This window comes from Methanoculleus formosensis (assembly GCF_025384765.1).
GTDB classification, from domain to species: Archaea; Halobacteriota; Methanomicrobia; order Methanomicrobiales; family Methanoculleaceae; genus Methanoculleus; species Methanoculleus formosensis.
The window spans coordinates 450,621-469,621 of sequence record NZ_VHLL01000002.1; the positions used below are offsets into that span (position 1 = coordinate 450,621).

Annotated in this window: 16 protein-coding genes, 1 tRNA gene and 1 pseudogene; 8 read left to right on the forward strand and 10 right to left on the reverse strand. The window is 61.2% G+C overall.

What is annotated here, in order from left to right; genetic code table 11:
- The first annotated feature begins 25 nt into the window (after nucleotides 1–25).
- The 6 genes and pseudogenes from FKB36_RS05735 (at nucleotide 26) to FKB36_RS05760 (ending at nucleotide 6,482) form a co-directional block, all read left to right on the forward strand.
- Nucleotides 26–649, forward strand: coding sequence for a DUF2115 domain-containing protein (locus FKB36_RS05735; RefSeq protein WP_261597233.1), 624 nt, complete (start codon nucleotides 26–28; stop codon nucleotides 647–649).
- Between the two features lie 149 nt (nucleotides 650–798).
- Nucleotides 799–936 carry a hypothetical protein gene (locus tag FKB36_RS05740; protein ID WP_261597080.1) on the forward strand — a complete coding sequence of 46 codons (138 nt, stop codon included), beginning with the start codon at nucleotides 799–801 and terminating at the stop codon, nucleotides 934–936.
- 335 nt (nucleotides 937–1,271) lie between these two features.
- Nucleotides 1,272–1,871, forward strand: a pseudogene (locus FKB36_RS05745) (M13 family metallopeptidase); the annotation flags it as partial.
- 9 nt (nucleotides 1,872–1,880) lie between these two features.
- Entirely contained in the window at nucleotides 1,881–2,060 is a 180-nt protein-coding gene (locus tag FKB36_RS05750) for a M13-type metalloendopeptidase (RefSeq protein ID WP_261597234.1), read from the forward strand.
- A gap of 235 nt (nucleotides 2,061–2,295) precedes the next feature.
- Complete coding sequence (locus FKB36_RS05755; RefSeq protein WP_261597081.1) at nucleotides 2,296–3,303, forward strand: hypothetical protein; 1,008 nt, start codon at nucleotides 2,296–2,298, stop codon at nucleotides 3,301–3,303.
- Nucleotides 3,300–6,482 carry a hypothetical protein gene (locus FKB36_RS05760; RefSeq protein WP_261597082.1) on the forward strand — a complete coding sequence of 1,061 codons (3,183 nt, stop codon included), beginning with the start codon at nucleotides 3,300–3,302 and terminating at the stop codon, nucleotides 6,480–6,482. The genes FKB36_RS05755 and FKB36_RS05760 overlap by 4 nt, the downstream gene beginning before the upstream one ends.
- A 279-nt stretch (nucleotides 6,483–6,761) precedes the next feature.
- Here FKB36_RS05760 and FKB36_RS05765 read toward each other — a convergent pair whose 3' ends face one another.
- Complete coding sequence (locus tag FKB36_RS05765) at nucleotides 6,762–7,148, reverse strand: HEPN domain-containing protein (protein ID WP_261597083.1); 387 nt, start codon at nucleotides 7,146–7,148, stop codon at nucleotides 6,762–6,764.
- 69 nt (nucleotides 7,149–7,217) lie between these two features.
- Entirely contained in the window at nucleotides 7,218–7,847 is a 630-nt protein-coding gene (locus tag FKB36_RS05770; protein WP_261597084.1) for a nucleotidyltransferase domain-containing protein, read from the reverse strand.
- Between the two features lie 312 nt (nucleotides 7,848–8,159).
- Here FKB36_RS05770 and FKB36_RS13410 point away from each other — a divergent pair, with 312 nt between their 5' ends.
- Entirely contained in the window at nucleotides 8,160–8,342 is a 183-nt protein-coding gene (locus FKB36_RS13410) for a DeoR family transcriptional regulator (RefSeq protein ID WP_390895700.1), read from the forward strand.
- Between the two features lie 37 nt (nucleotides 8,343–8,379).
- On the opposite strand, the gene FKB36_RS05775 is transcribed toward FKB36_RS13410, so the two are convergent.
- Nucleotides 8,380–8,523 (reverse strand): hypothetical protein, encoded by a 144-nt coding sequence (locus FKB36_RS05775; RefSeq protein ID WP_261597085.1) that lies wholly within the window; start codon nucleotides 8,521–8,523, stop codon nucleotides 8,380–8,382.
- A 1,004-nt stretch (nucleotides 8,524–9,527) separates the two neighbouring features.
- On the opposite strand from FKB36_RS05775, the gene FKB36_RS05780 reads away from it, so the two are divergent.
- On the forward strand, nucleotides 9,528–10,022 hold the full coding sequence (locus FKB36_RS05780) for an FxLYD domain-containing protein (RefSeq protein ID WP_261597086.1): 495 nt from the start codon (nucleotides 9,528–9,530) through the stop codon (nucleotides 10,020–10,022).
- Nucleotides 10,023–10,203: 181 nt separating this feature from the next.
- Here FKB36_RS05780 and FKB36_RS05785 read toward each other — a convergent pair.
- The 7 genes from FKB36_RS05785 to FKB36_RS05815 all read right to left on the reverse strand — a co-directional run bounded on the left by FKB36_RS05785 (nucleotide 10,204) and on the right by FKB36_RS05815 (nucleotide 19,001).
- A tRNA-Leu gene (locus FKB36_RS05785) sits at nucleotides 10,204–10,286 on the reverse strand.
- A 100-nt stretch (nucleotides 10,287–10,386) separates the two neighbouring features.
- Nucleotides 10,387–14,241 (reverse strand): DNA-directed DNA polymerase II large subunit, encoded by a 3,855-nt coding sequence (locus tag FKB36_RS05790; protein WP_261597087.1) that lies wholly within the window; start codon nucleotides 14,239–14,241, stop codon nucleotides 10,387–10,389.
- Nucleotides 14,242–14,302: 61 nt separating this feature from the next.
- Nucleotides 14,303–14,896 (reverse strand): CheB methylesterase domain-containing protein, encoded by a 594-nt coding sequence (locus tag FKB36_RS05795; protein ID WP_261597088.1) that lies wholly within the window; start codon nucleotides 14,894–14,896, stop codon nucleotides 14,303–14,305.
- Nucleotides 14,897–14,909: 13 nt separating this feature from the next.
- Entirely contained in the window at nucleotides 14,910–15,296 is a 387-nt protein-coding gene (locus FKB36_RS05800; RefSeq protein WP_261597089.1) for a response regulator, read from the reverse strand.
- A 76-nt stretch (nucleotides 15,297–15,372) separates the two neighbouring features.
- Complete coding sequence (locus tag FKB36_RS05805) at nucleotides 15,373–17,214, reverse strand: sensor histidine kinase (RefSeq protein WP_261597090.1); 1,842 nt, start codon at nucleotides 17,212–17,214, stop codon at nucleotides 15,373–15,375.
- A gap of 30 nt (nucleotides 17,215–17,244) precedes the next feature.
- On the reverse strand, nucleotides 17,245–17,772 hold the full coding sequence (locus FKB36_RS05810; RefSeq protein WP_261597091.1) for a HEAT repeat domain-containing protein: 528 nt from the start codon (nucleotides 17,770–17,772) through the stop codon (nucleotides 17,245–17,247).
- Nucleotides 17,773–17,798: 26 nt separating this feature from the next.
- Nucleotides 17,799–19,001: a HEAT repeat domain-containing protein gene (locus FKB36_RS05815; protein ID WP_261597092.1), complete on the reverse strand. Its 1,203-nt coding sequence runs from the start codon at nucleotides 18,999–19,001 to the stop codon at nucleotides 17,799–17,801.

A 19,001-nucleotide genomic window follows, 5' to 3' on the forward strand; every position in this document is an offset into this window, starting at 1 on the left:
GATGCAGATCTTCCATGCAGAAACCATGCCGACGGAGAGCAGATCCTCAGATCAGGAGATCGCAACAGGGGACGAAACGGGTGAAATCGTGCAGATGGCGCGGCGAATGGCGGCCACGACGACGAAGGGCGAGCTCGGGCTGGTCCTCGCCGCTGAGGTCGGCCGCTACACGCTCGGGGATCTCCAGGTCCTCGGGGGAAGGTTGTACGCGGAGATGGTGCGGTTGCCCGAGCCTTACCGGAGCCGGGTCCGCCCCTACATCACCGAGCAGTTATTCGGCGCTCACCACCAGCTTCTTGCCATGCACCGATCGGGCGGGTTCCTCTCCATGACCAAGCCGATCACCGATCGTGAGACGTTCCTCAGGTTCTGCGATATGATCCCCGACGGCTGCTTCCGGTATGATGAGACCCTAGAGCGGATCCCGTTCCATTTCACGCCCCGGCACCGGGCCTTCTACTACCTGATCTCGGCCTTTACGATGTTTGTACTCGACCAGCCGGGTCATCCGGTGGGGATGCCGTTTCCGGGAGGGTTCCGGGTCGAAGAGCGCAACGGTTCGTTCTACTGCCTCATCCGCGACCGCGAGAAGGAGGTCCCGTTCTCGATCTGCAACTTCTGCCCCGCCCTGCAGACCGAAGACGGGTGATCACGGCGATGGGGTCCGGCTCATCCCTCTTCGGGGAATGAAAGGACGGCGAACTTGGCATCCTTTTCTTGATCGGTGCAGCGCTACAGGGATATTTATACGAAAGAAGAAAGATATAGAACCAGCCAGAGATGTGGCGAGGTACCTGTATGCCGACGAGCAAGAAACAACTGGAGAAACTGAACAGGGTAAAGAAGGCCAAGGCAGAAGAACTCGCGCAGCAGGCGGCCGGGGGCAGCGAAGCCGCGAAGAAGAAACTCAAGAAACTCCAGAAGAAGATCAAGTGATCTTCAGGGAATAGCCACTTTTTTATCGCTTCATATGGGTTAGTTGAGAGAATAGATTCCTCTCAGCCGCAGAACGCCCGGTCGAGACCGCCATCGCTCTCGAAGGGGGCCGAGGGAGTACTGCAGGAGACGGCCGGGAAGAAGCGCGGCGGGGCTGTGGCTTGATTGCCTGGAGTCCTGAACGACAGCCGTTGCGGCGGATCACAACCCTTATTCCCGCAAAAAGAACACCCTCCATGTGAAAAACGCCCTTCTGACTGTTCTCCTGATCGCCGTTCTCGCAGTCACCCGAGAGCGAGTTCGCCCTCAATGAATCCGTCCATCCGGGCGACGACTTCTATGCATACGTGAACGATGCATGGATGGCGGAGCATCCTATCCCGGCCGATAAGCAGTATTACGCGACGTTCACCGAGATGCAGGACCGGGTGGATAATGACCTCCATGCCCTCTTCCTGAACGCTTCGGCCGTCCCGGCCGGGGATGCGGACCGGAACATCACCCTCATCGGTCGGTTCTACCTGTCGGGAATGGATAACGGGACGATCGATCGGGAAGGGCTCGCCGGGATCTCCGATCTCCTTCTAGCGATCGATGGGATCGATTCCCGTGACGATCTGACCGGGACCACGATCGTTCTTCTGGAGCAGGGCTTTTCCCCGGCGTACTACTACTGGGCCGGGGTTAACCCCGAGGACAGCACCGAGGTTGTCCCGGCCCTTTACCAGGGCGGGCTCGGGCTGCCGGACCGGGACTACTACCTCCGAAACGACACCGGGAGCGTGGAACTCCAGGATGCCTACCGTGAACACATAGCCCGGGTGCTGATGCTGGCAGGAGAGACCGCCGGGCAGGCCGCCACCGACGCGGAGACCGTCTATGCGATGGAAAAGGCCCTTGCGGCGGCCCATCTCGGTGCGGAGGAGAACCGCGACCCGCAGACGGTGAACGCCTACTACGACCCGACCGGAAACGAGATGGTCTTCCCCGCGGCGATCCTCCAGCCACCGTTCTTCGACCCCGATGCGGATCCCGCCTTCAACTACGCGGCGCTCGGCTGGGTGATCGGGCACGAGATGACGCACGCCCAGAAAGCGCAATGGTATGCCCGGCGGCCGGATTAATCTTCTGAAACATATCCCGCGGCAGAACGGGGAGGCGCGCCCGGGTTCCGACCCGGGCAAGGTCTCCATCATCATCGCGCCCGACCGAAACGTTTAGGACATATTAAATAGGGTCACGGCGATGACATGATATTTATCTTTCAGAAATATCCCGGATTCTACCGCACCATGGAATCTGAAGGATACTAATTGGATAATCCCGGAACAGGCGGGTTTCCAGGAGTGTCGATTAATAATGGCAGACAGTGACAAGGTGAACGATATTTTTGGCAGGGCCGGGGAGATTGCATCCGGCGCTGCCGATAAGGCAACCGTGATGATCGACTCTGCAGCGGCCAGGGTCTCAGCGGGTGTCACGGAGATGCGCGAGGAGTCCAGAGCATCTCCCCGTATAGACGACGGCAACTATGCACGGGACGGCGACGCTCACGCAGCTGCGGAGGCGGGCGAGCACGTCCTCTCCGGTGAACTCTCCGTCTCCGACACGGCAGACGATGCAGCGGCGGAGATTGCGGTCAACCATTCTGCAGGCGGGGTCGTGAAAGGATGCGTGCAGAAGAGGATCGACGGCTTCAAGAGCGGTCTAACGAATAAGAAACTCCTGATCACCGCGGGAGTCATGGCCCTGGTCTGGTTTGCCCTGACCATCCTCCCGGCCCTGGGATTCAACCCGGCGGCGGTCCAGTCCCTCTCCTTCCTGACCTTCGCGCGGGGCGGGCTCTCCGGCGGGGTGCCCGGGTTCATCGGCGGCCTCATCGGGAAGGGCCTGATCGCCTACTTCGCGACGCTGCTCATCGTCGGCGGGATCTCCGGCGAGAGCATCGTCGCAAGCATCCGGTCTTTTGCCGCACAGTTCTCCGGGAAACGATGGGATATCACATCGATCGCCCCTCTTCTCATCGGCGGCGGCGCGGCCCTCTTCGTCTACAATTTCCTTGCGGGAACATCGTCGATCATGAACTGCATGGTGGGGATCGTGGCGTTCCTCATCGCGGCCCGTGCTCTGGCGAACCGGGCGGGCTGCGTGCGGCAGGTCGTTGCCGCAGCCTTTGCAAAAGAGGGCAGGGCCGACTCCGGGCTGGTCACGAAGGTGATGATGGGGTGGGCAGGAGGGTTTGCTCTCGGCGTCGTCCTCTCCGTCTTTGGAGGGTATATCTGCTACATCGCGGGGTTCATCCTCCTCGTGGCCGGTGCCGTCCTGATGGTCACCGTGCAGAAGCAGGCAGGAGGTGTCCCGGCATGAGGCCGATGACGAAACTGCTGCTCGTACTCCTTGCAGCCTCGATCCTCTGTGGAACCGCGGCTGCGAGTTATTCGCTCACCGATACCAACAGTTACGACTACAAACTGGCGAGCAAGTACATCCACAGCATGGAAGACGAGGGGTTCGTCGTCGATATGCCGATCGGCGTCTACAAGAAAGGGACGAACGAACTTCTTGCGACCGAGAACACGCTGTTGATCATCGGCAACCTCGGGAAGGTAGACCCCGAGGCGGAACGGCTTGTCCTGACCGAGATCCCGACGGATGTCTACAGTTACACCTACCAGGGCGACGCAGGCGGCGGCGAGATCAGGCAGATTACGGGAAAAGTCACTGCCGGCCGCTACATCTTCACCGAGTTCGGCCTCACCACGAAGTACAGGACGGTGGGCGAGTATGCCAGCTACTTGAAGACCGAACTCGAGAAATCGGTTGAGGGCTCCAGCGCAAAGATCGAGTACGTGGATACGACCGTAAACGGACACCGCGTCGTCGGCGTGCACGAGTATACGGACGACTCCAACTGGATGGCCGGCGGCGGCTCCATGGACAACCACCTGGAGAACACGTTCACCTACTACGTGATCCGTGAGGACTTCTACCCGGCGGGCTCGGGGCTTGCTTACATCAGGATACGGGGCCATGTCGGCCTCGAGCATGACAATGGCCGGTCATTGACGTATGATCCGTATCCCTCGGAGAGCCAGGTGGCTACGGCACGCTCCGAGATGAGGAAGGCGTACGAGGATGCGAACAAGGTCGTGGACTCGGTCATCGCCGATGCGGCGAACGCAAAGGGAACGCTCATCGTCGGGAACTATGACGAGGTCTTCGGCGGCTACGGCGGCGGCGCCTTCTCTATAAACACCCCGGGCGGGGGCGCCGGCGAGAGCGATTACGGCATACCGCTCGCGGTTATAACCGGGATCGGTGCCGCGGGAGCCGCGGTTGCGGGCGCTGCAGCGGCGGCCGGCGGCGGAAGGGGCGGCAGCGAGACGGAGCGCACCAGCACCTACCGGATGAGGATCCGCAAAGACTTCGAGGATTACATCGTCTGCGGGAAGAGTCCCGAGACCATCTACGCCCAGATGATCGAGACCACCGCGGAGGGCGAGGAGATCGAGCGCGACGACCTCACCGCGACGCTCTCGATAACCTCCGGCGGCGGCCTCCGGGTCGAAGATCCGACGTTCACCGGCGGCTACATGGGAGCGTTTGTCTCAGCGGATGAGCACGAGCAGGCCGAGGAAGGGATCGTCAGGGTGGCCTACACCGGAAAGGGCGGGTCGTTCACGAACAACATCCACTTCCGGATCATCGGCGAGCCGAGGATCCGGTTCCCCGAGCAGGGGAAGGCGATGGACCTGCGGCTGAACGTCCTCTACGGCGATGGGATGACCTACGACGTCGAGGTCGAACTCGTCGACTTCATCGAGCCGCCGAAGGAGGTCACGATCACCCAACTCGACGAGGCGCCGTTCACGAGCTCCCTCGAGCAGATCGACGAGACGCACTACATTGCAAAGATCGTCAACACGAGCCCGCTGCCCGAGAAGGGAGCCCAGGTGACGAGATACGGCGCGAGGGTCATCGCCACCACCGAGGATGACGAGGCCGTCGAGGAGGCGTTCACGGTGATCTTCTACCCCGAGGGCATCAGCGTCACCGACGTCGTCTACGACGACGAGGGGCACGCCCGGTTTGCGGCCTACGACGATCTCGACACGGAAGAGGACGACGTCCAGCCGACCGGCTTCATCGTGAACCTCGCCGTGAGGGTGACCGAGGGCGAGAAGGAAGTGGTGAAACTCCTGGACGGGACGGAGTACACGCCCGTGTTCGGCGAACTCAAGGGAACCGACCCGAGGACGGAGGTCCTCGCATCGAGGTTCAAGTACACCATCGAGAAGAAGCCGGACAACACCAACAAGGCCTACAAGTTCACCCCCGCGCAGCAGATCGGTGAGGACGAGCAGAACCCCTACTTCCTGGAACTCCCGATCACCTGCGAGTACGGTGACGAGACCTACGAACTCGATCTCCCCATCCGCCTCATCGGCGACAAACTCGGGGTGCGCAAGGACCGCGAGACCGAACTCGCCCTCTTAAAGAAGAGGATCCAGAAGTTCGGCATCAACCCGGACACCGCCCGGTTCCTGCGGGAGAACGTGCAGAACTTCACTGCCGCCGAGCTCCGCCTGATGAGCAAGAAGATCGTCTACGACTCGATCGTCTACTACACCCAGGAGTCGGCGGACTTCATGGAGACCGCCGATACCATGGACGACTGGATAACCTTCCTCTCCGTCGTGAAGTGGTTCGGCGACCAGGCGTTCTCCTACCTCATGACCATTTACACGGGGCCTGCGGGAGAGGCGATCCTCACCCCCACAAAGGAGCTTACGGTCGAGTTGATCGGCGAGCTCTCGGCCGACCTCTTCATGGGCAACGGGGTGAACTGGGACGAGATCAAGGTCGGTGTGCACATCTCCGAGATGATCGAGAACTACACCAAGTCGTGCTTCGAGGATATCGGGAAGGCGAACCCGAAGAAACTCGCCCAGGTGATCGCGGGGCTCTGCGTCTTCAACCTGGTGCGCCACTACACCTTCGATCTCGACGAGAACGGGAAACGCAGCCTGTACAACGCGATCATCTCGTCGTTCTCCGACATCTCGCTCGAGTTCTTCTCGAACAAGTTCGGCGATTTCCTCAAGGGCAAGGTCAACGACCCGAAGTCGGGCCTCTCCAAGCTCCTGAACTCGTCGGCGGCCAGGATGCTCGAGGATATGATGCCCGAGGGCAAACTCGCGGTTCCGGGCGTGAACACCCTCACGGAAGACGTAGCGGTAGGCCCCATCCTCCAGAAGTACGTGGAAGGGCTCTTCGGCTTTGGTGCGTCCTACGTGACGGAGGAGTTAGGAACGGCGGCTGCCGAAACCCTCTATGTGAAGGTGACAGTAGACGTGCCCGGCTCGGAGCGGGAGATCGACTGGTATGTCTTCATAGACCCGATCAAAGCGGCCGACAAACTCCTGGAGTACATCTTCACGTCGCTCTACGAGTCGTTCCCGTTCCCGACCGCGGAACTCGGGGAAGCCGCCGAGCGGCGCGATCCGCTCTACATGGATCCGAAGACCAACCAGCGGATCGGATAATTCTCTTTTTTTTGGCCGGGGTTGAACGTCCGGCGAATCGGCCGGGGACGAAGTTACGTATCGCGTTTGCAAGTGACGGACATCGCTGCCGCGAACTACTAACTTCTCCCAGAATTGGTATTCTACGGAGCCCCGGAACAGGGTTGCCGTCGACGTGAAGCCCGAAGCGGAGTGAGATATTTTTTGCGGGGTTCTGTATTTTCAGGTAGTGCTAAAAGCCGGGTCCGGTTGAGTGAGCGAGTGTTGTTATCACCCTCCGCCGGGAACCTCTCTTTGCGATCACGGGGAGGGAGTCTCAAACCCCTCTCCTGTAAGGTAACCCGAGACGATATCGAAGATCTGCTCTGCCTCGCGCACGGTTCCGTTGGCGGAGGCTTTACCGTAAGTCAGACCATAGTCGGCGGCCTCCCGCGCGGTCTTCACTCTGCGGAGGTCGGAGACAATTGCAGGAGGCAGCAAACCTCTGTCGACGAACAACTCTTCGATGGCGGCTATAAGGCACTCGTGACTCTTCTCGACGTAACCGGCGCTAAAGAGCAGCGATTTGCAGGCGTGGAACATTGAGTAGTATGCCTTGATGATCGTCCACTTGAAGTCCGAATCACAGAGGGAGTTCTTCGCCGAATCGAGATCTCGTTTCGCTTCGGCTAACTCCTTCTCGACCATCGCCCTGCTTACGGGCCGTTTGACCACACCCCGACGGCTCACGCAGTCCTGAAACCTGTACGACATCCCTCACCCGCCTAGAACAATCCCCTGCCAGATGCTATCGAAGAATGGAGCATCTTCGGTCTTTAATCGATAGGTTTCGTCCGGAGTATGGACGACCGGGGAGAGTTCCCGCGAGAGGGCGGCCCGGTGCCGTTGCAGCACCTCCCGGACGGCTTCTTTTTCGGCGGTCTCGATATAGAGGTCGATATCGCTCGCAGACGTGTCTTCCCCTCGTGCACAACTGCCGTAGAGGACGACGCTCGTCGTCACCTTCTGCAGGTCGCGGACGAGGGGCTGCAGTTCCAGGAGCGTGAACCAGACCTTCGTCTGCCGGAGGAGGACGCTCTCCATCCTCGCCTGGTAAAAGGCAAGGTTTCCCACATCTTCGCGGGCGACCAGGCCCATTGCCTCCAGGTCTTTGAGGTTTTTGCTGACGAGCGAGACGTCGCGCCCCACCGTCCGCGAGAGTTCCCGGACGTGGAACTTTTTCGTGTATTCCCTTCCGAGGACGACGAGGAGGATCAACGACGACTTCCGGAGGAGCGAGCCGTAACCGTCCAGGAAATCCCAGGGGTGGAGGTTCCCGGCCGGGGTGGGCTCCGGGGTCTCGTCGTGCGGGTGTTGCTGGCCATTATGTTGTTTTACATTCAACATGTGTTGATCTACTCTCATCGATTGTTGACTATATGTCTAGTGTGCGGATAAAGATATCCAGGTGGGGTTTCTGTTTCAGGAGGGTGTGCCCAGGCAGGATATCTGGACGTCCCTGGCAACGGTGTTCCGGGACAACCGTTCTGCCACCTCGTTTACAATATCTATCAGAATGTATCAAATTGATAGATAGTGGTAGCAAGGATCGAAGCAATTCTGGAATTCCAGAAATACATCGAGAAGAAGCAGAAATAGAGCAAACAGGCGTTAACCATTCTTCAGAAGAACGAGGGGCTGAGCCTTCGCCAGGCAGAGATCATCAAATCCCTTATCAAACACCCGGATAAACTGATCACGATCAAGGAGATCGTCGAGACATACCGTGTGGCCTATGGAACGGCGAGAAACGATCTCTTTCGCCTCGAAGAGTTGGGGTATCTCGCGAAGCGGAAGTCGGGCAAGGAGTACATCTTCATATTCAGGGGTTGGAAAGAGTGAACTCCTGATGTCGTTCAGATATCTATGGTAATTGGAGTTACTCCTGCTCGGCCAGCCGAACCACTATCCGCATCATCTCACGCCCGCGTTGCGGCAGCTCTTCGTGGCCTTCCATGTACCGGTGAAAACGGAGCGCATCTTCTCCGGTCAGTTCCAGCCCGGTTTGCAGCGGCTTCGCCATGGTTTCACAATCGTCGTTCGGTGAAATATTATTATCGGGCCCAGTAGTTAGAATACTATCCACGGTATGGAGTGCTCTCTCGTTGGGAGGAGGACTGAGCGTCCAGAAGAAGTAGGTTGAGGTGGCGACACACTATGATTCTGAGCTGAGTACTATTTCCAGTAAGGAGGGAGTTTTTATTGTGGGTCAAGAGGATTGGGTTATAATTAGTCATAGCAAAATCCTGATGAGGTGAGTATGGTGGGACATAAAGTGTACAAGAGTATTGTCGATGCAGTGGAGAGTGGAAGGCTCAAAGAGCCCTTTAACAGCGATGGTTTCAGATCTGCTTGCCCTAGTTTTGGAGAAGGCACTTATACCACTTTCTTGGGTAAACACCGTGTTGGGAATCCAGGAGGTAATTCCGAACTTTTTGTAAAGATATCTCGAGGGTTGTTTAAGTTAGCTAGGCCACTCAAATATGATCTGGCATAAAAACAATGTTACAGTTACTTAATTGCATCCCAAAAAATCCAATTTACCGATTAGCCTGTGGCGCTGAGTGCATTTCACATACGACGAAAGCATGACCAAAACAGGCATGCTAGTTAGTGAAGTGTTGAGCATGAGGGGATCACCATCGAACTAATACCCCCTATTTGCCCTATGTCTTAATGAGCACATCAATATAGTCACTATTAAATGTTTGGACTGGGTGAAATCAAGTTAAACATTGAATTCGCAGAATGGCTTCTAGTAAAGTGTGATTAAAATGATAACGTTTATGGCCTCTCCAATGTGAAACACCTCGCATGAGAATTAGTGTCGCTCTAACAGGCCTTCTGTTGGTGTTAAGTATCATCACGTGTGGGTGTATCAGTACGACTGATTACGCGTACTCTGGTGGTAACACACAAGATGCAACCCCTTCTTCACAAGCGGCCGCAGCTAGCATCTCAGGAGCAAAGTATATCCGCGGGGATATTGTTCAACCTGATCCATCTAATGATGCTTACAATTCTAATGTGGCTGCACTGATTACAGAAGTCAGTGATGGTTGGTATCGATTCAACGTTGTTGTGAGGGAGTCTGCTAGCAGCCCATGGAAGCATCTCTCAGGATACCAAGGAGGAACCAATACTATCCAGAACATTGAGATTATCTCTCCAAACAAGATTGGGCATGTCGATCCTAACTCCCTCGAAACGGTAATCCTCCCCACAGCAACTCCTACAAAGACAATTGAACCGGGCAAACTCCAGATCTTAACGCACAACCTCGAGTATGACATTTATGGGATAGTGGATGTAGTGGGAACTGCAAAGAATGTCGGTGGTAAACGCATATCGTGGGGGACGGTTGAGGTTAAATTTTACGACCGCGACGGCAACATGGTCGGGAATGCAGTTGATTATGTCCAAAATCTCGATCCAGGGGAGACTTGGAAGTTCAAGGCTATGTATGTCGACATGGATGGAAGCATCCACTCCTACAAGGTAGGGGTGGGAACTGTCTGGTAGTATAGTCTATCACCCCGCGCGCATGGTTCTCCGCCGCGCAACTGTTTCAGAACAGGATCACCGCATCCCTGGGTGATGCGGTGTCACTATCAGATGGAGATGGCAGAACAGCGTGCCCCCACCACATGCCCTGGAGGTGGATGTCAAATTTTTTTCAGTTGTATATAACCCAGAATGATCATGCGAGTGGCAGGATTCGAACCTGCGAACTCCTTCGAGAATCGATCTTGAGTCGATCACCTTTGGCCGCTCGGTAACACTCGCGCCTGTACCTCTTGAACCTCAAAAGTAATGAGCTTGATGGCGACCGGCCCCGCCGGACGAAGACCCGATCCCGGACGGCCTCCGGCGCCGGGCGGCTCCTCTACATAAAATCCGCGAGCCCGAGCTGCTTCTCCGGGGGCTCGCCGAAGGTCGACTCGATCTGCATGAAGAGCACCTCGACCCGCTGCTTCGTGTACTCCGTTATCGCGTAGGTCGCACAGATGTTGCGCGACATCTCCAGGTACTTCTTCACCGAGCCCTCGTGGACGGTCGGAATGACGTTGCTGCCGCAGCGGGTGCACTTCCCCGCAAGCGGCATCCGCCGGTACTTCGCGTTGCACTTCGTGCACCGGACCTTCTGCTTCGAGAACGCGTTCAGGTTCCCCTGGAGGTCGCGGATGAAGTGGGTGTTGAGGACCCGCTCCGCGACGTCGTCTTCGTCCACCGCCCGGATCCTCTTCGCGAGGTCGAGCTCCGCATCGAGTTTGTCGAGCATCGACCCGAGTTTCGTGTAGGTCGACTCGAGCGGCCCCGCCGAGATGTTCGAGGTCGGGTGGGTGAAGGAGAACCCCTCGACCTGCGCCGGGGTCCCGAGCCGCCGCTCCACCCGGTCGACGTATTTGTCGAGATCCTTCGGGTGGGCGTAGGCAAGACAGCCGTTGTAGACCTCGATCGGGTAGTGGTCGCAGACATCGACGTTGTGGCTCTCCTTGTCGACCTCCGCCGGATCGATCCGGCTGGTCAGGACGAGCGGGGCGTCCATCGTCCCGCCCCGGGTCTCGGGGAGGTAAGCGCGGGAGAAGTTGATCAGACCATCGAGGAGGAGCATCACGCAGTCCTCGTCGCCGTCGCACTGCCCGCAGAAGATCCCGTTCGCGACGAGCGTATGGTTCTCGGCGACCGTCAGGCAGTAGACCCGGTCGTCGAGCGCCTGCACCGTCTCGCGGCTCGCGATCTCATCACTGACGACGAACCCGCCCTCCTCCACCGGGACGCGGTCGCCGATCGCGACCTCAAGCGCCCGGATCTTACGGAGGTAATCGGTGTCCCAGACGAGCATCGCGTGGTCGGGAGTCACCGTGAGAACCTTCCCCCGCCGTGTTACGAACCGGACGAGGTGCGCCGGGGCGCGGTGGACGGAGACGGACGTCACCTTCTTCAGGCTGACCTTGCCCTGCGGGTCGATGCTCCGGACGTAGAACGGCTGCCGGGGATCGGAGTAGAACGTCCCCACGTGGTCGATCCCCGGCTTCGAGAGATCGAAGTTCTCCGTCACGAACTGTCGGATGGGGACGGTCGTCCACCCCCGCCCGTCGGAGACGGTGATCTCCGTATCGCCTGCAAAACAGTTCCGCCGTTTCGCCGCGTGGAAGAACGGGTGAGCGTAGCCGACCGGCGCCTTCGAGAACCCGATCAGCCGGACGAGAACCCCGGCGCTCGTGTGTGGGGCAAGCCCCATCAGGAGCTGCCCCACGAGGTCGAGCGGTTTCTCGGCCCGGTAGAAGGGTTCCAGCCCGTAGACCCGCACCAGGAGGTCGTCGACGAACTTCGCCACCCGGACGAGCCACTCGCCGCAGTCCTCCGAGACCAGGATGTCCTGGTGGCGGAGTTCGAGCACCTGGTCGGCGCCGGCGAGTTCCCGGCCGTAGGTATCGTGGGTGTAGCCGAGTTCGCGGAGCCGCTCGACGGGGACGCCGACCTCGTCCGGCCGGAAATGAGTCAGGGGAAGGTCGATCATATCGTAGCGGACGGTGCCGTCCTTGAAGACATAAATGTTCTGCAGCGCCCGGAGAATCCCCTTCTCGATCGGCTCCACCGGCCGTTCGCGGGATATCAGGCCCTTCACGCCCTTTAAGAGCGCGACCGAGGACTCGCGCACCCCGAGGTTATCCAGCGCCGCCAGGTACTCGCTTTTCACGTTGATCGTGACCTTCTGGAGGCAGACCGTCCCCACGTTGCACCGGGGGCAGACGTCCTGCCCGACGTCTTTGGTGCACTTCGGGCACCGGAAGACCGGGTTCGTGTGCGCCCCGCACTCGCAGAGGTTCTTGTAAGAGAAGGCGCCGCAGGCAGGGCACTGCCGCTCCCCGACCTCCGCCTCGATCACCCCGCCGTCGGTGTTCGACCGGGGTTTCGAGGCGCAGGCCGCCTGGAACGACCGGCGGGCGCCGCCCTCGTCGCCTATCGGAAAGAGGGAATGGGGCGGCGGTTTCATCTCGCGCTGTTTCGACTTTCCCGGCCGGCCCATCCTCCCGCCGATACGGGTTCCCGCCCGCGAGCGCACCGTAAAGCCCGAGAGGTGCATCACGAGATCGAGCGGGTCTTCCATCGGGGCATCCTCCCACGCCGGCCGCTTCTCAAGCTGCAGCGTCAGCCCGAGGCAGGCAAGGAGCACCAGGTGCTCACTGATCGCGATCCGGTCCCCGAGAAGGCGGTGGGGAACCAGGAGTTCCTCGAGGATCGCCTTCGTCTCCGCGGCGTTCGGGAGCATCAGCACCCCGTCCTCGATTGTCCCGGCGGTGCCGACCGCGTCCGCAAGGCGGGCGATATCGGCCGGGGGGATGTCGTCCCACATGTAGGTATAATCGGGGTGGAGCGGGACCCCGTCGAGCGCGAACTCGATCGCCTCGAGCTCGTTCTCCGGGTGGCGGGGACCGCCCTCGAGCATCCACCACTCCTCGCAGTAACTCGGGGGCATCAGCGGGTGGTTGTTCTCCATGAACTCCCCGAAACTGACCAGCATCTCGCCGACGTCCAGGATCTCGTCCACCTGCCCGGCAAGCCGCCGGGCCTCCGCCGCGTCGTCCACCCGGCGAACCTCCCCGCTCCGGAGTTTGACCGTCGGCCCCTGGATCGAGTCCACCGGCACGATCCCCGCCGCCTTCCCCGGCCGCTCGACCTTCATCTGCGTCCCGACCGCGAGGAAATCCCCGAGGATGTGCATCGTCGCGGGGTTCAGGCCGGCGGCCGCAAAACCGGTGTTCCTCGCCCGGCCAAGGCGGAGCCGGAACCCCCCCTTCCGCATCGGGTATGAGAAGACCGGCCTCCCGCCGATCAGGTCGCGGATGTACTTGTCTTTCGGCTTGATCGCGGCGCTTGCATCGTCGTCGCTCTTCGGGCCGCCGCTGATCAACTCCTCGATCCAGTCCCAGCCCTGCATCTTCATCTTGCGGACGTTTTTAAGGACTTTCGGGGCCTTGAGGGCCATCCCCTCCGCGACGACCAGCGCCATCCCGCCCCGGACGGTGTTCGTCTCCACCCGCTCCAGGTTCCGGTAGCCGCTCACCTCCTGCTGCTCCGTCGGCTCGCCGTCGATGCAGACGGGGCAGTTCTCGATGATCATCCGGAGTTCCTTCTCGCTCGGGAGGTACTGGAGACTCATGATGTTGTTGTACTGCCGGATCTCCTCGATGTAGCGTTCCACCTCCTCCGGGCGGGGGATGTAGCGGTTGATCCCGAGCGCCTGGCGGACGTAGTCGCCCACCAGCACCGAGAGAGCCTGCGCCGTCCCGCCCGCGCTCCGGATCGGCCCTGCGTAGTAGATCTTCAGGTAGTCCGTCCCGTCGTCGTTCTTCCCGAGACTGACCTTCCCGATCCCCTCCGTCGGGGCGGCCACCACCCCCTCCGTCAGGAGCGCCATCGCTGCACGGATGGCGTGGTCGAGGACCTCCTCCGGCGTCGTCTCGCCGAACTTCCGTGCCACGAAATCGTCGCCTATCTTGAGCGCCGCCTCCTCGCGGGACATATTCTGCTCAAGTTCCCGTATCCGGGCCGCGATCCCTTTGTAGCCGAGGAGCGCCTCGACACGGTCGGCGAGGTCGCTTGCCACCGGGATCTCGATCTCCGTTCTCGGATCGAGCCCCCGGGCGCGTGCGGCGGCGGCGATCTGCATCGCGGCCAGAAGCCCGGCCTCGATCTCCTCAAAGTACCGGGCGACAGCAGGCGAGACCTCCATACATGAAGTATGGACTCTTCACGCATTTAGAGGAGTCGTTCGCATTTGCCGACCCCGACCATCAGAGGATCCCGGCGAACCGGATGAGATTCTCGCGGATCCCTTCCGGCGGGAGCATCTCGTCCACCCGCCCGGTCGCGAACGCGGCGCGGGGCATGTAGTGGATGGCGCACGTCCGGAGGGCCTGCGCATAGGTGGTTCCCCCGATGGACTTGATGTGGCGGATTCCTTCGGCGCCGTCGCTCCCCATCCCCGAGAGGATCACCCCGGCGAACCGGTCGCTCTCGCGCCGCTCAAGCGACGTCATGGCGACGTCGATCGAGGGCCTGACATACTGCACCTTCGCGTCGTCAAAGAGGCTGATCGTCCGGTTTTTGATCAGTTTCAGGTGAAGGTCGCTCGGGGCCACGTAGATCCTGCCGTGCTCGATCTCTTCGCCGTCCTCTGCGATCCCGGCCTCCATGAACGAAATCTCTTCGATATGCCGGCAAAGCGCGCTGTTCATGGAATGCGGCATGTGCTGGACGAGGATGACGGCGGCATCGACAAGCGGGAACTGGGAAAAGACGATCTCCAGGGTTCGCGCTCCCCCGGTCGACGAACCAATGACGACGATCGTCCGTCCGTCGCGGGGCAGAGATGAGGAATGCTCCATACCTTCTCCCCCCTTACGGCAGGTAATTGAGGTACCCCTTCACGAGGGCCACGATCTCGTCCGCCTCGAACGGTTTCGTGATGTAATCGATGACGTGCTCCTTGAGGTGCTCCAGTTCCGCGTCCGGGACGTCCTTTGCGGTGAGCATCGCGACGACGTTCCCCTCCATGAGATCGCGATCGATCATCTCCTGGATCGTCTCCCATCCGTCCTTTCGCGGCATCATGATATCCATCAGGATGACGCCCCGGAACCCGCTCGCGAGCTCTGCGATGCACTCATCGCCGCTCTCCGCGGCGACGACCTCAATCCCCTCCGGTTCAAGGAGTTCCTCCATCACCGCGAGGATGAAGACGTCGTCGTCGACGACCATAATCCGCCCAAACGATTCTTCCGTCATCTGCTCCCTCTCCGGACCCCGCCGGGTTGTTCAGTACCTTCTCTCGCACGGAACAGTATATAATCCTGCGGATCCTTCACGAAACGTCTACAGCCTCAAGGGTGAAGATGATGACCGAACCCCTCCCCTCCCCGGTGCTCTCGGCCCATATCCGCCCCCCATGCCGTTCCACGATCCGCCGACAGATCGTGAGGCCGAGGCCCGGGGAGTCGAGGTCGTGCCGGGAGGCGTCGGCCTTGTAATACTCGACAAACGCCTTCTCGAGCTGCTCGCGGCTCATGCCGATCCCGGTATCCCTGACCGAGACGACCACGACATCCTGTTCACGGACGGCGTCGATGGTGATCATCCCTTTCTCGCCCTCGATGTACTTGACGGCGTTCGCGATCAGGTTGTTGAAGACCTCACCGAGGAGGACGCGGTCGGCCCTGACGGTGATCCCGGGAGGGACGTTGTTCTTCGGGGCGATGCTCTTCGCTTTGAAGAGGACGGTGTAGTTCCGGAGCGCATTCTCTAGTTCCGTCTGCAGATCGAGGGGTTCGAGCTCGAGCTCGACGTAGAGGGAGTTCATCCGGGCGAGCTGCAGGGTCTTCTGAACCAGCTCTTTCATGTAGGTGACGTTGTGGCCGACGATCTCGAGGAGGCGCCGGAGATCCGGGTCATGCTCGCGCTCAATGATCCGCGGCATGAGGGCGACCAGCGGGGTCAAGGGCGTCTTGAGGTCGTGCCCGAGCTGCGATATGAACTCATCCTTCTGGGCGAGGAGTTTCTCCACGTCGGCGGTTCGCTCCCGGACCATCACGTCGAGTTCCTCGTTGACGAGAGAGAGCTGGCTCCGGAGCACCTCCAGCTCCCGGTTCTTTGTCTGGAGATTCCCGGCGAACCCTTTGAGCGCCTCTTCCGCCTGAACCCGCTGGGTGATGTCGATCCCGAGCTGCAGCATCAGGGGCGCCCCGTCCATATCGGTGAACGGGTAGGCGTGAACCTCGTAGGTCTTCCCGTTCATGTGGTCCCACTCCCACTGCTGCGGGCTCCTGAGGGTGAAGACCATCGCCCCCTTGCAGGGGTTGCAGGGCCGCCGGGAGCCGCGCTGCACCTCATAGCAGTGCCCGCCCTCAGGATCGCCGAAAGTCTCCCGGAACGCGCGGTTGGCGAACCGGATGGTATGATCCTCCCCCTGCAGGGTGACATACGCGGGGAGGGTGTCCAGGATCGCGAAGAGGCGGCGATTTTCGGCGTTCAGGGTCGCTTCCGCCTCCCTGTATCGGGTGATCTCCGAGACCCGGCAGGTGATGACGGTCTCTTCGAGAGAGCGCCCCCAGAGGACGAACCAGCGTGTTCTGCCGTCCCGGCCGAGGAACTGCGTCTCGACGACCACGTTGCCGGCGCCCGGTTGTGTCTGCGAGAAGAACCGCTCGCGGTCGTCGGCGTAGGGCCAGATCTTCGATACCGGCAGGTTCGCGAGGTCTCGCCTCACATAGCCGAGGAGTTCCGCGAAGTCGTGGTTCGCGTCCGCTATCGTCCCGTCCTCCCGGCTGAGAAGAAACGCACCACCGGGAGCCCGCTCCATGGCCTCCCGGTAGTGGATCTGCTCCCGGGTCGAGTAGCCGACGGTCGAGGCGAGCGACGCAAGAGCGACCATGGCGACGAAGGGGAGGAATATGCTCGGGCTCGGGGGGTAGGCGCGCCCTGCCGTGACGCCGAGATAGGCGAGTCCGAGCACGGTGGCGGCAACGATCCCCTTTTCGCGGTAGAAGTAGCCGACCGCCGCGGCGGGGACGAAGAGCAGCGCCCAGAGGATGAGGTTGGTGCCGGGCGGCTCCACGAGAAGGGCGGCAAGGATTGCCGTGCCGAAAGCACCGGCTACCAGGATGTTCCCGGGTTCACGGAGATCGTCTTTTGCCCTGCGAGATGCCATTCAGACCTTAACGATCTGAAGGCGTCCCGATCATTTATTGTGCGCGGATCGGCCTCTTGTTTCCAGCGCCTCGGTGAGCGGGACGCCGCCCGTCTCCCCCATCTTCCAGAGGAGGAGGACGGCGCGCTCCTGTGTCTTCGCATCAGGACTCTCCAGCAGGCGGAGGAGCCGCCCGACCGCCGGCTCACCGATCCTCGTGAGGGCCATCGCGGCGTACGGTTGGAGGTCGGTTTCGGCGTTCTCGATGATGCCGACAAGGGGTTCGACAGCGGCGGCGCCGATCTCCGCAAGAGCCGCCGCGCCGTATCGCCGGAAGTCGCAGTCGCAGACCGCACGCATCGCCGCGAGGAGGGGGGCGATCGCCGGCTCACCGATCTGCACCAGCGCGCGGGCGGCATACCACCGGACGTCGTTGCCTTCAGCCTGCATCGCAGCAATGAGCGGCTCTACGGCCGCCTCTCCGCTCTCACCGAGCCCGGCGGTCGCTGCCCGGCGCGCCGCAAGAGGGCCGTCCCGGAGATCGGCGATCAGTTCCTCGATCCGGGTCTTATCAGTCATAGCGTTCAGGTGCATCTTTGCTGTTGTTATGTCTTCCTGATGCTGCCGAGCGCCTCCCGGGCAGCCTCGCGCACCTCCTCCCGCTCGTCTTCGAGCGCCCGGATCAGGATATCGGCCGATATTCGACCGCCGATCTCCCCAAGGGCATGGGCGGCCCCCACACTCGCGCGCGGGTCGCCGCCGGGCCGGAGCGCCATGGCGAGCGCGGGGACGGCGGGCTTCCCGATGAGACCGAGAGAAGCGGCCGCAGAGCGCCGGAGGAGTTCATTCTCCGTCCCGAGCGCCTCGATCAGGGGCGGAACAGCGGCATCACCGATATCCCCGAGCGCAGTGCAGGCCCGCTGCCGCACCTCCCCGTCCGGGTCGCGGAGCGCCTCGATGAGCGCCTCGACGGCCCTCTCCCCCCCGATGATCCCGAGCGCAACCGCCGCTCCCCGCCTGACGTGCTCGTTCCCGCCGGAGAGACCGGCGACGACCTCCTCCCGGGCGGGCTCCCCGATAGCGCCGAGCGCGAGAGCCGCCCTGCTCCGGACGTAGGCGTCGGGGTCGTCAAGCGCACCCATCAGCGCCGGGATCGCCGCAGGATCGCCGATATCGCTGAGAGCGACCGCGGCCATCCAGCGGACGTCAACGTTCTCGCTCTTGAGGCTCGCCGTGAGCGGCCCGACGGCGGGAGGCCCCATCCTTCCGAGCGACTCCGTTGCCTTCCAGCGGACGCCGACCTCCGGGTCGTCAAGGAGGGCGGCGAGCGGTTCGACCGCCGCGGGGTTGCCCGCGTCGCCGAGGCACCCGGCCGCCTGGTAGCGGGTCTCGGGGTCGCGGCTCGATAGCCGGGCGATCAGCCGTCTCGTGTCCCTGTCGCACGCGGCCCCGCCACCGTCGCCGATATGGAAGTGAAGACCGCCGGCACGCCTGCCCGCTATCTCGAAGAGGTAGCCGAGGAGGTATGCGGCAACGACGAAGGCGGCCGCATTCACGAGGATGGCGGCGTCCGGGGTGCCGTAGAGGATGCTCCCGACGGCGACGTGAGCCAGGGCGAGCAGGATCCCGACGATGACCGCACACCTCCGGTACCAGAACGCGGCGATGATGAGCACCAGGTAGAAGAGGGGGTTGTACGCGACCGTGCCGAAGGCGAGATCCAGGAGAACGACGAGGGCCGTGGCGAGGACGATGATCGCAGGCCTGCCCCATGCCTCTGCGCTCTTCGACGGACCTGCTGGACTCAT

Coding starts and splice junctions, on each gene's coding strand:
- FKB36_RS05735 (WP_261597233.1), top strand. CDS start 26: ATGCCGACGGAGAGCAGATCCTCAGATCAGGAGATCGCAACAGGGGAC.
- FKB36_RS05740 (WP_261597080.1), top strand. CDS start 799: ATGCCGACGAGCAAGAAACAACTGGAGAAACTGAACAGGGTAAAGAAG.
- FKB36_RS05755 (WP_261597081.1), top strand. CDS start 2,296: ATGGCAGACAGTGACAAGGTGAACGATATTTTTGGCAGGGCCGGGGAG.
- FKB36_RS05760 (WP_261597082.1), top strand. CDS start 3,300: ATGAGGCCGATGACGAAACTGCTGCTCGTACTCCTTGCAGCCTCGATC.
- FKB36_RS05765 (WP_261597083.1), bottom strand. CDS start 7,148: ATGGTCGAGAAGGAGTTAGCCGAAGCGAAACGAGATCTCGATTCGGCG.
- FKB36_RS05770 (WP_261597084.1), bottom strand. CDS start 7,847: ATGTTGAATGTAAAACAACATAATGGCCAGCAACACCCGCACGACGAG.
- FKB36_RS05775 (WP_261597085.1), bottom strand. CDS start 8,523: ATGGCGAAGCCGCTGCAAACCGGGCTGGAACTGACCGGAGAAGATGCG.
- FKB36_RS05790 (WP_261597087.1), bottom strand. CDS start 14,241: ATGGAGGTCTCGCCTGCTGTCGCCCGGTACTTTGAGGAGATCGAGGCC.
- FKB36_RS05795 (WP_261597088.1), bottom strand. CDS start 14,896: ATGGAGCATTCCTCATCTCTGCCCCGCGACGGACGGACGATCGTCGTC.
- FKB36_RS05800 (WP_261597089.1), bottom strand. CDS start 15,296: ATGACGGAAGAATCGTTTGGGCGGATTATGGTCGTCGACGACGACGTC.
- FKB36_RS05805 (WP_261597090.1), bottom strand. CDS start 17,214: ATGGCATCTCGCAGGGCAAAAGACGATCTCCGTGAACCCGGGAACATC.
- FKB36_RS05810 (WP_261597091.1), bottom strand. CDS start 17,772: ATGACTGATAAGACCCGGATCGAGGAACTGATCGCCGATCTCCGGGAC.
- FKB36_RS05815 (WP_261597092.1), bottom strand. CDS start 19,001: ATGAGTCCAGCAGGTCCGTCGAAGAGCGCAGAGGCATGGGGCAGGCCT.